The 12401-nt window shown below is 58.0% G+C and carries 10 protein-coding genes; 7 read left to right on the top strand and 3 right to left on the bottom strand.

Translation table 11 applies throughout. The features are described 5' to 3' along the window. Positions 1-12: 12 nt before the first annotated feature. Together flgK and flgL are read left to right on the top strand one after the other, a co-directional pair. Entirely contained in the window at positions 13-1668 is a 1656-nt protein-coding gene (gene flgK / locus ET34_RS0105085; RefSeq protein ID WP_031520017.1) for a flagellar hook-associated protein FlgK, read from the top strand. A gap of 14 nt (positions 1669-1682) precedes the next feature. Next, positions 1683-2645, top strand: coding sequence for a flagellar hook-associated protein FlgL (gene flgL, locus ET34_RS0105080; protein WP_031520015.1), 963 nt, complete (start codon positions 1683-1685; stop codon positions 2643-2645). A gap of 78 nt (positions 2646-2723) precedes the next feature. Here the strand turns inward: flgL and ET34_RS0105075 are convergent, their stop codons facing one another. Continuing rightward, on the bottom strand, positions 2724-3944 hold the full coding sequence (locus ET34_RS0105075) for an MFS transporter (RefSeq protein WP_031520014.1): 1221 nt from the start codon (positions 3942-3944) through the stop codon (positions 2724-2726). A 110-nt stretch (positions 3945-4054) separates the two neighbouring features. On the opposite strand from ET34_RS0105075, the gene ET34_RS0105070 reads away from it, so the two are divergent. Continuing rightward, positions 4055-4996 (top strand): LysR family transcriptional regulator, encoded by a 942-nt coding sequence (locus tag ET34_RS0105070; protein WP_031520012.1) that lies wholly within the window; start codon positions 4055-4057, stop codon positions 4994-4996. Between the two features lie 25 nt (positions 4997-5021). Here ET34_RS0105070 and rne read toward each other — a convergent pair whose 3' ends face one another. Next, the gene (gene rne / locus ET34_RS0105065) at positions 5022-8273 is read right to left on the bottom strand and encodes a ribonuclease E (RefSeq protein WP_031520010.1); all 3252 of its coding nucleotides are present in this window, start codon (positions 8271-8273) and stop codon (positions 5022-5024) included. Between the two features lie 569 nt (positions 8274-8842). Here rne and rluC point away from each other — a divergent pair. Then, positions 8843-9796 carry a 23S rRNA pseudouridine(955/2504/2580) synthase RluC gene (gene rluC / locus ET34_RS0105060; protein WP_031520009.1) on the top strand — a complete coding sequence of 318 codons (954 nt, stop codon included), beginning with the start codon at positions 8843-8845 and terminating at the stop codon, positions 9794-9796. Between the two features lie 27 nt (positions 9797-9823). Here the strand turns inward: rluC and ET34_RS0105055 are convergent, their stop codons facing one another. Continuing rightward, positions 9824-10408 carry a Maf family protein gene (locus ET34_RS0105055; protein ID WP_031520007.1) on the bottom strand — a complete coding sequence of 195 codons (585 nt, stop codon included), beginning with the start codon at positions 10406-10408 and terminating at the stop codon, positions 9824-9826. 141 nt (positions 10409-10549) lie between these two features. On the opposite strand from ET34_RS0105055, the gene yceD reads away from it, so the two are divergent. The 3 genes from yceD (at position 10550) to plsX (ending at position 12397) form a co-directional block, all read left to right on the top strand. After that, the gene (gene yceD, locus ET34_RS0105050; RefSeq protein ID WP_031520005.1) at positions 10550-11071 is read left to right on the top strand and encodes a 23S rRNA accumulation protein YceD; all 522 of its coding nucleotides are present in this window, start codon (positions 10550-10552) and stop codon (positions 11069-11071) included. Between the two features lie 16 nt (positions 11072-11087). Next, positions 11088-11261, top strand: coding sequence for a 50S ribosomal protein L32 (rpmF, locus tag ET34_RS0105045; protein WP_024549480.1), 174 nt, complete (start codon positions 11088-11090; stop codon positions 11259-11261). Between the two features lie 68 nt (positions 11262-11329). Further along, positions 11330-12397 (top strand): phosphate acyltransferase PlsX, encoded by a 1068-nt coding sequence (plsX, locus tag ET34_RS0105040; RefSeq protein WP_201770420.1) that lies wholly within the window; start codon positions 11330-11332, stop codon positions 12395-12397. The last annotated feature ends 4 nt before the right edge of the window (positions 12398-12401 follow it).

Raw genomic sequence — 12401 nt, 5'->3', positions numbered from 1 at the left:
TAAGGAACCTCCATGTCTAGCTTGATTAATAGTGCGATGAGTGGGCTGGGTGCGGCTCAAAACGCACTGAATACGGTGAGTAATAACATCTCTAACTATAACGTTGCCGGTTATACCCGTCAGACCACGGTTCTGGGGCAAACAAACAGCACCCTGAGTTCCGGCGGCTGGATCGGTAACGGTGTATACGTGTCCGGCGTGCAGCGCGAATACGATACCTTCGTCACCAACCAGCTGCGTGCAGCGGAAAACCAGAGCAGCGGCCTGACGTCGCGCTATCAGCAGATGTCAAAAATCAACGACATGCTCTCTGGCACCACCAATAACCTCTCCACCACCATGCAGGATTTCTTCAAATCCATGCAGACCCTGGTGAGCAACGCCGAAGATCCGGCCGCGCGTCAGACCCTGCTCGGCAAAGCCGACGGCGTGGTCAGCCAGTTCAAGGTGGTGGATAACTACCTGCGCGAGCAGGAGAAACAGGTGAATACCGCGATTTCTTCAAGCGTTGAGCAGATCAACAACTACTCCACGCAGATCGCCAACCTGAACAACCAGATCACCCGCATGACCGCGATGGGCAGCGGCCAGACGCCGAACGACCTGCTGGATCAGCGCGATCAGCTGATTACCGAGCTGAACCGCGTCGTGGGCGTGGACGTTTCTGTCCAGGACGGCGGCACCGTCAACCTGACGATGGCGAACGGCTATACCCTGGTGCAGGGCACCACCGCGAACCAGCTGGCGGCCGTGCCGTCCAACGCCGATCCTTCACGTATGGCGGTGGCCTACGTGGATAAAATCGCCGGCAACATCGAAATTCCTGAGAAGCTGATCACCACCGGTTCACTCGGCGGCCTGATGACCTTCCGTTCCCAGGACCTGGACCAGGCGCGTAACAGCCTCGGCCAGCTGGCAGTCTCCTTTGCCGATTCGTTCAACAAGCAGCACGAACTGGGCTTTGATGCGGAAGGCAACCCGGGTAAAGCATTCTTCAACTTCGGCGGCTCGACCACGCTGGCCAATGCGCGCAACACCGGCTCGGCAGCGCTGACCACCAGCATGACCGACAGCGGCGCGATGAAAGCCACCGACTACAAGCTCTCTTTCAACGGCACTGACTGGACGGTAACCCGTCTGTCGGACAACACCACCGCGACCGCGACCGTTACTGATGACGGCGCAGGCAATATCACCGGTCTGGAGTTCGATGGCCTGAAGGTGGATATCACCGGTGCGGCGGCCAACAAAGACAGCTTTATCGTTAAGCCTTACGACGGGACGGTCATTGAAATGGACGTCAACGTTACCGAAGAGAGCGAAATCGCCATGGCCGCCGATCCGGCAGCGGGCGAAAGCGACAACCGTAACGGCCAGGCGCTGCTCGATCTGCAGAACAGCAAAAAAGTGGGTGGCAACAAAACCTTCAACGATGCGTATGCGGCAATGGTCAGCACCGTGGGTAACACCACCAACACCCTGAAAACCTCCAGCACCACGCAGGGCAATGTGGTTACCCAGCTGACGAACCAGCAGCAATCCGTCTCCGGGGTTAACCTAGATGAAGAGTACGGCAACCTGCAGCGCTATCAGCAGTACTACCTGGCGAACGCACAGGTTCTGCAAACCGCATCAGCTCTGTTTGATGCCATTCTCCAGATCCGTTAACAGGGAACAGCACGATGCGTATCAGTACCCAAATGATGTATCAGCAGAGCATGCGCGGTATCAGCGACGCGCAGACCACCTGGCTGAACTACGGTGAGCAAATGTCCACCGGTAAACGCGTTAACCGTCCGTCTGACGATCCGATTGCCGCGGCGCAGGCCGTGGTGCTCTCTCAGGCCCAGGCGCAGAACAGCCAGTACGCGGTAGCGCGTGACTTCGCCAACCAGAAAGTCTCCCTGGAGACCAACGTGCTGAGTCAGGCGACCACCGTAATTACGTCCGCGTCGGAAAAAATCGTCTATGCGGCGAACGGCACCCTGAGCGATGACGACCGTGCCTCGCTGGGCACCGAGCTGCAGGGGCTGCGCGATCAGCTGCTGAACCTCGCGAACAGCACTGACGGTAACGGCCGCTACATCTTCGCCGGTTACCAGACCCAGAGCGCGCCGTTTACCGGTGCGGCGGGCAGCGTAACCTACGGCGGCGGCACCGAGAACATTACCCAGAACGTGGACAGCTCGCGCACCATGGTTATCGGCCATATCGGCAGCGACGTGTTCGACCGTATCACCAGCAACGCCATTCCTGAGCCGGACGGTACGCCGAGCGAAACCAACGTGTTCAACATGCTGGATACCGCGATTGCCGCCCTGAACACCCCGCGTGAAGGGCTGAGTGATGCCGATCAGCAGGCTCTGATGGACGCGGTAGCGAAAACCTCGCGCGGCCTGAAGAACTCCCTGAACAACGTCTCTACCGTTCAGGCTGAGCTGGGTACGCAGCTTAATGAGCTTGATAACCTCGACTCGCTGGGTGAAGACCGCAAACTGATCCAGACCGCGCAGATGAGCGCGCTGGTAGACGTTGACTGGAACGAAACCATCTCGAACTACACCATGCAGCAGGCTGCGCTTCAGGCTTCCTATAAGTCTTTCAGCGATATGCAAGGGATGTCTCTTTTCCAGTTAAACCGATAATTACAACGAATTTAAACATGTCTTGAAACTGGGCATGTTTTTTACGCCCGCTCCCTTCACCCCGGAGCGGGCTTTTTTTTAGCGTTGACTGGCGCAGAGGCGGGCAGTGCGTGACACGCGCGCCGCGTCCATCAGGCGAATCGCCAGCGCTATTGCCGCCATCAGCGCGGCAAGTCCCACCACCGCGTTCCAGCCCGCCATCTCCCAGGCCCGGGCACCCAGCACCGAACCCAGCGCCATACCGACAAACACCACGGTAAACAGGAGGGCGTTCAGACGGCCACGTGCAGCCGGCTCCAGGCTGTAGACCAGCGTCTGGTGTGACACCAGCGACGCCTGCAGGCCGAAGTCAAAACCAACGGCGCTGACGGCAATAATCACCAGCTGCCAGTGCGGTGAGAGCAGGGGCAGGGTGAACATCAGTGCAAAGGAGACGATAACCAGCGCCGAGCCTAACTGGGTTACGCGTGCCGGGCCGGTACGGTCAGCCAGTGCACCCGCCAGCGGTGCGGCCAGGGCGCCTGCCGCACCGGCGATACCGAAGCCACCGGCAACGGCACTTCCGAGGTGATAGTTTTCCAGCAGCATCAGCGCCAGCGTGGACCAGAACGCGCTGAAGGCAACAGAGAGAAACCCCTGGGCCAGCGCGGCGCTGCGCAGTTCCGGATAGCGCAGCCACAGGTGCGCCATTGATTTCATCAGCGCCGGGTAGCTCAGCGTCGAATGGGCGTGGAAGCGCGGCAGTACCGCCCACAGCAGCACGCCGACAAAGGCAATGCTCGCGGCGGCAAGCTGATACATTACGCGCCAGCCGAATCCTTCACCGATCAAACCGCTCACGGTGCGCGACAGCAGGATACCCAGCAGCAGCCCTGTCATCACGGTGCCGACGGTTTTCCCCTGTTTCCCTTCCGGGGCCAGCATGGCGGCGGCGGGAACAATGTCCTGCGCCATGGTCGCCATCATGCCGATGAGCAGGCTGATCACCAGCAGCGCATTCAGGCCGCCGGCGAAACTGCACAGGGCCAGCATGCCAGCCAGCGCGCCGCTTTTTATCAGGATCAGCGTGCGGCGGTCGTGGCGGTCACCGAGCGGCAGCAGAAACAGAATGCCGAGGGCGTAACCGACCTGGGTCAGGGTCGGGATCAGCCCCATGCCGTTGACGCTCAGATGCAGGGCGTTACCCATCAGCGGCAGGATCGGCTGCGCGTAATAGATGGAGGCAACGCTCAGCCCTGCCGCCAGGGCAAGGATAAAAATAACCAGCGAAGCGCCGGGGGCAGTGCGGGTTGTACTCATGGTCTTATTCCTCATCAGGTCTGTGGCGGCATTTTTACCTGTTAACGGATAGCCTGGTAGCCGGGGCGGTGGTAAAACAGTTATACGTCTGGCGTATGAATGAAGGTTTTATGAAACGACAAGAGCGTATAGACCGGCTGGAGCTGATGATGACCTTTGCGCGCATCGTCGAGAGTGGTTCGCTCTCTGCTGCCGCTGGGCTGCTGGGGACCACTCAGGCTACGGTCAGTCGGCGATTGCAGACTCTGGAGACGCTGCTCGGTGCGAAGCTGCTGCTGCGTTCCACCCATGCCATGAAGCTTACCGACGACGGCGAGCGCTGCTACCACCACGGTCAGATCCTGCTGGCCGGGTGGCAGGCGATGGAGGATGAGCTGAAACATGCTGACGAAGAGCCGGTGGGGGTATTGCGGGTGCGCGCGCCCCATGCGTTTGGCCAGGAGCAACTGCTGGTGCCGCTGACGCAGTTTTTGCTGGAGCACAGCAAGCTGTCGGTGGAGTGGATGCTCAATGATAAGAGCGTGGATTTTCTGGCGGAAAACATCGACTGCGCGATTCAGGTTGGCGTCGAGAGCGATCCCGCTAACGTGGCGGTGCTGCTGGCCGAAGTGCCGCGCATTGTGATTGCTTCCCCGGAACTGCTGGCCCGCTCGCCAGCGGTTGAGGAGATAAACGATCTGGCGCGGCTACCCTGGGTGGCCCTCAACACCTTTTACCGCCATGAAGTGACGCTGACCCATGCCGATACAGGCGAGGCAGTTCAGGTGCCAATGAGTCCGCGCCTTAGCTCAGACAGCCTGTATGCGATAAAAGGGGCGGCGCTGGCCGGGCTGGGGGCCGCGGTGGTCTCTGCCTGGGTGGTCCAGGAGGAGCTGGCGCAGGGCAGACTGGTGAATCTGCTGCCGGCGTGGCAGGCCGCGATGCTGCCGGTACGGCTGGTCTATCCCCATGCCCGCTACCAGCCCGCGCGGCTGTGCCGGTTTCTGGCGCTGATGCGCGAGGTGATGCCGGGGTTATCCGGGATGCAGGCACCAAAAAAAAGCCGACCCTGAGGTCGGCTTTTTAAGCGGCTGAGGATTACTCCACTGCCGGTGGGCGTGTCGCCGGGGCGGTAGCCTGGTGAGTCGCGCTATGACCACCCGCAGAGCCTTTACCCTCGAAGTCAAACGCCGGACGAACCCAGTCGCTGTGACGCGGCGCTTCCGGAACATATTCCGGTGCCGGCGCGCGGGTCATTGGGGCCGTGGCGTGACGCGTGACCGCTGGCGCATTTTTCGGCAGTACCGGAGAGGTGGCTACCGGCGCAACCGGCGCTTGCTCAGCAACAACCGGTGCTGCAGCGGCAGGCGCGTCGGCCTTAACCTCTTCCTGCGGTGCTGCCGCTTCCTGAGGCGCTACTGCTTCCTGAGTTGCTTCGGCGTCCTGCGGTGCTTCTACGGTCGCGTCTTCGATAGCAGGTGCAATCTGCGCGATTTCAGCAGCGATCTCGTCGCGACGGTCGGTTTCGCTTTCCGCCGGTTTCGCCTCTTCTGCTACCGTGCGGGCAACCGCCTGGTCTTCGTCAGCCACAATCTGCGGCTGCTCGTCTACCGGTGCGGCAATCACTTCCGGATGCGTGGTTTCAACGACCGGCGCTTCAGGCTGTGCAACCGGTGCTTCTGGCTCCACGGTCAGTGCCTGTGCGGCCACGGCAATGGTGTTTTCTACCGGCTCGGCCACGATGGTTTCCATCTCGCCGAAACCTTCAGAGGCTTGCTCTGGCAGGCTGGCAACCGGATAGCGGATCCACACTTTACCCGAGGCCATTTCCGGCGAGGCGCAGGCGACGGTCAGCGGCATCGGCGACTGGGTCGGGTAACGCTCGTCACGGTAACGACGACGACGCTGACCACTGACGCGCAGGTGACGCGGAGAGCGACGTGAGCGACGCGGCATGCCAGCGGCATCGGTACGCGCTTCACCGTTTTCATCCTGCTCGACGGCGCTGTCGACAGCCACCGGCAGCGGACGCGTTGCCACTTCGGTGCTGGTCTCGGCAACCGGCTCCTGCTGGGTTTCAACAGCGGCGTTATCGGCTTCAGAGGTGATACGCACTTTCTGGCTCAGCTGACGCGGCTTGCGGCGCGGCAGCGTCTGAACGCGATCGTCCTGCTCGGTTTCCACCTCTGGCTGCGGCTGCTCGTCGCGCTGCAGGGCTTTAACTTCCTGCTGGGCCTGACGCTTATCATCGGAGCGACGACGGTTGCGTTCACGACGCGGCTGCTCGTCACGCCCTTTCGGCTTGTCACCTTCTTCAGCGACCGGCTGCTGGCGGGCATCACGCGTCTCGGCGTTCTGCTGCTGCGCCTGACGACGGTTGCGGCGGTTCTCGTCGCGAGACTCGCGGCCTTCGGCGCTGTCGTTGCGGTTATCACGATTATCGCGGTTGTCACGACCTTCACGGTTGTCGCGGTCACGGTCGCGGTTATCACGGCTGTTGCGATCGCGGCGATTGTTCTGGCGCGGTTTACGACGTTCGTTCTGCTTGCCTTCGGGGTTGGCTTTCTTCTCTTCAGCAGCCGGTTTAGCTTCAACGGCAGGCTCAGAGGCAAACAGCGATTTCAGCGAGCGAACGAGTCGGCCAAACAGGCCCGGCGCCTCGCTGGCTGGCTGCGGCTTCGCGTCGGCTTTCTTCTCTGGCGCCGCGGCAGCTTTCGGCTCAGCCTGCGGGGCAGGCGGTACGTCAGGCATCACGAAGGTGGCCAGCGCAGGCTGCTCCGGACGTTTACGCTCGGCATACTCATCGTCAGAAGGCAGCGCCATGGCTTCTTCATGCAGCTTCGGCAGCATGTAGCTCAGGGTATGCGTCTCTTCGCCTTTGCGCACGCGCAGGACGGAGTAGTGCGGGGTCTGCATCTGATCGTTTGGCACGATGACGCAGCGCACGCCGCCCTGGCGTTTTTCGATGGCGCTGATGGCTTCGCGCTTTTCGTTCAGCAGGTAAGAGGCAACCTGCACCGGAACGATAGCGTGCACTTCCTGGGTGTTCTCTTTCAGCGCTTCTTCTTCAATGAGACGCAGAATAGAGAGCGCCAGCGATTCGTTATCACGGATGGTGCCGGTGCCGCTACAGCGCGGGCAGACGTGATGGCTGGACTCGCCCAGTGACGGGCTGAGGCGCTGACGGGACATTTCCAGCAGGCCGAAACGGGAGATATGGCTAATCTGGATACGCGCACGATCCTGACGTACCGCTTCACGCAGACGGTTTTCAACCGCGCGCTGGTGGCGTACCGGCGTCATGTCGATGAAGTCGATAACGATCAGGCCGCCGAGGTCGCGCAGACGCAGCTGGCGGGCGATTTCGTCTGCCGCTTCCAGGTTGGTATTGAACGCGGTCTCTTCGATATCGCCGCCGCGGGTAGCGCGAGCGGAGTTGATATCGATAGCGGTCAGCGCTTCGGTGGAGTCAATAACGATCGAGCCGCCGGACGGCAGGCGCACTTCGCGCTGGAAGGCAGACTCAATCTGAGATTCGATCTGGTAGTGGCTGAACAGCGGAATTTCACCGGTGTAGAGCTTAATTTTGCTGCTGAAATCCGGACGACCCAGCGCGGCGATGTGCTGGCGCGCAAGCTCGAGCACTTTCGGGTTATCGATAAGTATTTCGCCGATGTCCTGACGCAGGTAGTCGCGGAAGGCACGCACAATGACGTTGCTTTCCTGATGGATCAGGAACGGGGCAGGGCGGCTTTCCGCGGCTTTCTGAATAGCTTCCCAGTGCTTAAGGCGGAAGCTCAGATCCCACTGCAGCGCTTCGGCAGATTTGCCCACGCCAGCGGTACGCACGATAAGACCCATGCCATCCGGCAGTTCCAGGCTGGACAGCGCTTCTTTCAGCTCGGTGCGGTCATCGCCTTCGATGCGGCGGGAAATACCCCCGGCACGCGGGTTGTTCGGCATCAGAACCAGATAGCTACCCGCCAGGCTGATAAAGGTCGTGAGCGCGGCACCTTTGTTACCACGTTCTTCTTTATCGATCTGAACAATGACTTCCTGACCTTCACGCAGCACGTCTTTAATGTTTGGACGACCGTGTGACGAGTAGTTAGAAGGGAAGTATTCGCGGGCGATTTCTTTAAGAGGGAGGAAACCGTGTCTTTCAGCGCCGTAGTCAACAAACGCGGCTTCAAGACTGGGTTCGATACGGGTAATTTTACCTTTGTAAATGTTCGCTTTTTTCTGCTCGTGCCCTGGGCTTTCGATATCCAGGTCGTACAGGCGCTGCCCATCCACAAGGGCGACACGCAACTCTTCTTGCTGAGTTGCGTTGATCAACATTCTTTTCATCGTAACTTACTCATTATTCTTGCATTGACGACTAAGCTGCGGGCATGGTGACGCCTTTCCGGGTGTGAACCGATGGCCTCGTGACTATTTGCGTCGTCAACCTCACGGTTATCGCTCGCTTAAGAGGCGCAGAGTGTCGGTAGCCTGTTTTTCATAAGGAAAAACAGCGCAATTATCAGGGGAATAGCCTGGGAAAATATCGCCAGAGATGATTCCATTTACCGGTAAGGACTGCAACCCGCAGCCCGCTAACTGCCTGAAAGTTCACAACGTCTTACGCCATTGCTGCGTGAGTGAACGGCCGGGCAAAATGGGTAATTCCGCAAAACATCTTGTTTTAACAAGTTTTAACACGGAAAACGAGAACATTATTCACTGCTAACCTTGTTATAGCAAGATGACTTTTGCCATTTATCATCTGCTTACTCACAGTTTTTCAACCTGCTAACAACGAGTGTTCTAATAACAACCAGTCGTGGCAAATCGCCAACCTGCGCGGGCAGATTGTAAATATAAGCACAGAAAAATGAGTGGCGCTATGCCAGTTGGCTCAATTAGAATCGCCGACCATGAAAACAGAGAGTCCATCCGTAAAAATCGTTGCCATTTCTGATGAAGAAGCCGGGCAGCGTATCGACAACTTTTTGCGCACCCAGCTCAAGGGCGTGCCGAAAAGCATGATCTATCGCATCATCCGTAAGGGTGAGGTGCGGGTTAACAAGAAGCGCATTAAGCCGGAGTACAAACTCGAGGCGGGCGATGAAGTGCGCGTGCCGCCGGTGCGCGTGGCCGAGCGTGAAGAAGAGGCGGTGTCGCCGCACCTTAATAAGGTTGCGCAGCTTAGCGACGTCATCCTCTATGAAGATGACCACATTCTTGTGCTCAATAAACCTTCCGGTACGGCGGTACACGGCGGCAGCGGCCTGAGCTTCGGCGTCATCGAAGGGCTGCGCGCTCTGCGCCCGGAAGCGCGTTTCCTTGAGCTGGTGCACCGTCTCGACCGCGATACCTCTGGCGTATTGCTGGTCGCCAAGAAACGTTCCGCGCTGCGTTCGCTGCACGAGCAGCTGCGTAATAAAGGTATGCAGAAGGATTATCTCGCGCTGGTGCGCGGGCAGTGGCAATCACATGTGAAGGTCGTGCAGGCGCCGCTACTGAAAAATATTCTGCAGAGCGGAGAGCGTATTGTGCGCGTGAGCAGCGAAGGCAAACCGTCCGAAACGCGTTTCAAAGTGGAAGAGCGCTATACCCATGCCACGCTGGTGCGCTGTAGCCCGGTTACCGGTCGTACCCACCAGATACGCGTTCACACGTTGCATGCCGGTCATCCGATTGCGTTTGACGATCGCTATGGCGACCGGGAGTTTGACAGGCAGCTCGACGGCACGGGGCTGAATCGTCTGTTCCTTCATGCCGCCGCGCTGAAGTTTGAACATCCCGCCAGCGGGGAAACGATACGCATTGAAGCGCCGCTCGACGATAAGCTCAAGCGCTGCCTCAACGTGCTGCGCAACCAGAAGTAACGTGAAGCTCCGCCGTGCGGAGCTTTTTTATGCCTGAAGCGGAGTGACGCCTTCGTTGCGCAGCATCTCGCAGAGCGCAATAAGCGGCAGGCCGACCAGCGTATTCGGATCGCGCCCTTCAAGCCGCTCAAACAGCGTGATGCCGAGCCCCTCGCTCTTGAAACTCCCGGCGCAGTTGAGCGGCTGCTCTTTATCGACGTAAGCCTCAATCTCTTCTGCGCTGAGCGTGCGGAAATGCACGTGAAATGGCTCGCAGAGAATTTGCGCTTTCCCGCTGGCACTGTTTAACAACGCAAGCCCGGTATAGAAGGTGATGATATTGCCACTGGCCTGGGCCAGTTGCGCAATGGCATTTTCCCGCGTGTGGGGTTTGCCGGTAATAACGCCGTTCAATACGCAAACCTGATCCGAGCCTATAATCAGATGAGATGGATAACGCATTGCCAGCGCCTCAGCCTTAGCGTGCGCCAGACGCTGCACCAGCTGAATAGCGGTTTCGCCGGCCAGCGGCGCTTCGTCAGTTTCAGGCGCGTCGGTAATAAAAGGCAGCGTGAGCTTTTCAAGTAACGCGCGGCGAAACGGGGATGTAGATGCGAGCACAATCGCGGTCATTTTTTTATTGCCAGATATAGCGAATCGGTGAAAGGCATTTTAAACTGTGCGCCGCAATTGTGTGCGAATAAATGGCAAAAGGCGGTCATGACTGCCTTTTCCTTTGACTCTATGACATTACAAAGTTAATATGCGCGCCCTATGCAAAAGGTAAAATTACCCCTGACTCTTGATCCGGTTCGTACCGCTCAAAAACGCCTCGATTACCAGGGTATCTATACCCAGGACCAGGCGGAGCGTGTCGCCGAATCTGTGGTCAGTGTGGACAGTGATGTGGAATGCTCCATGTCGTTTGCTATCGACAACCAGCGCCTCGCGGTATTAACCGGCGATGCAACGGTATCGGTAACGCTCGAATGCCAGCGTTGCGGTAAAACGTTCCCGCATCATGTTCACACAACGTATTGTTTTAGCCCGATCGCGAACAGCGAGCAGGCTGAAGCACTCCCGGAAGCGTATGAACCGATTGAGGTTAACGAATTCGGTGAAATCGATCTGCTTGCTATGGTTGAGGATGAAATCATTCTCTCCTTACCAGTAGTTCCGGTGCATGATTCTGAACACTGTGAAGTGTCCGACGCGGACATGGTCTTTGGTGAACTGCCTGAAGAAGCGCAAAAGCCAAACCCATTTGCCGTATTAGCCAGTTTAAAGCGTAAGTAATTGAGGAGTAAGGTCCATGGCCGTACAACAGAATAAACCAACCCGTTCCAAACGCGGTATGCGTCGTTCTCATGACGCTCTGACCGCTGTTACCAGCCTGTCTGTAGACAAGACTTCTGGTGAGACCCACCTGCGTCACCACGTAACCGCTGACGGTTACTATCGCGGTCGTAAGGTTATCACCAAGTAATCACGCGCAAGCGTGGTGCTTTGGTGCTTTTCCCGCGCAAGCGGGGATAACCGGACATCGACGATACCTTGACACGTCTAACCCTTGCGTTAGATGCCATGGGGGGCGATTTTGGCCCATCCGTGACAGTGCCTGCATCCTTGCAGGCACTGAATTCTAATTCGCAGCTCCATCTTCTTTTAGTCGGCGATCCCGACGCTATAACACCATTACTTGCTAAAGCTGACTTTGAACAACGTTCACGTTTGCAGATTATCCCTGCGCAGTCGGTTATCGCCAGTGATGCTCGCCCGTCCCAGGCGGTTCGCAACAGTCGCGGAACGTCAATGCGGGTTGCGTTGGAGTTAGTAAAAGAAGGACGCGCGCAGGCCTGCGTCAGTGCCGGTAATACCGGCGCATTGATGGGACTTGCCAAACTTTTGCTCAAGCCGATCGACGGCATTGAGCGACCGGCGCTGGTGACGGTGTTGCCGCATCAGCAGAAGGGTAAAACGGTAGTGCTGGATTTAGGTGCTAACGTTGACTGCGACAGCAATATGCTGGTGCAGTTCGCCGTAATGGGCTCGGTCATGGCCGAAGAGGTGCTGACAATTAGTCATCCCCGCGTAGCGCTTCTCAATATTGGAGAAGAAGAGACGAAAGGTCTTGATAGCATCCGCGACGCCTCGGCATTATTAAAAGCATCACCTTCGATTAACTATATTGGTTATCTCGAAGCGAACGAATTATTGACCGGCAAGACCGATGTGCTGGTGTGTGACGGGTTTGTCGGAAACGTCACGTTGAAAACGATGGAAGGCGTGGTCAGGATGTTCCTTTCGCTACTGAAATCTCAAAGCGAAGGGAAGAAAAAGTCGTGGTGGCTGCTGTTATTAAAGCGTTGGTTACAAAAAAGCCTCTCAAGGCGATTCAGTCACCTCAACCCCGACCAGTATAATGGCGCCTGTCTGTTAGGATTGCGCGGCACCGTGATTAAGAGTCATGGTGCCGCCAATCAGCGAGCATTTGCGGTCGCTATCGAACAGGCGGTGCAGGCGGTAGAGCGGCAACTTCCCGAGCGGATTGCCACTCGCCTGGAATGTTTATACCCGGCTGGCTTAGCAACAGAAAGCAGCGAGTATATTACCCAAGAGTGACAGA

The sequence above is a fragment of the Siccibacter colletis genome, assembly GCF_000696575.1.
Taxonomy (GTDB): domain Bacteria; phylum Pseudomonadota; class Gammaproteobacteria; order Enterobacterales; family Enterobacteriaceae; genus Siccibacter; species Siccibacter colletis.
Note: the sequence above shows the minus strand (reverse complement) of the source record. Positions and strands in the feature narration are given on the sequence as shown.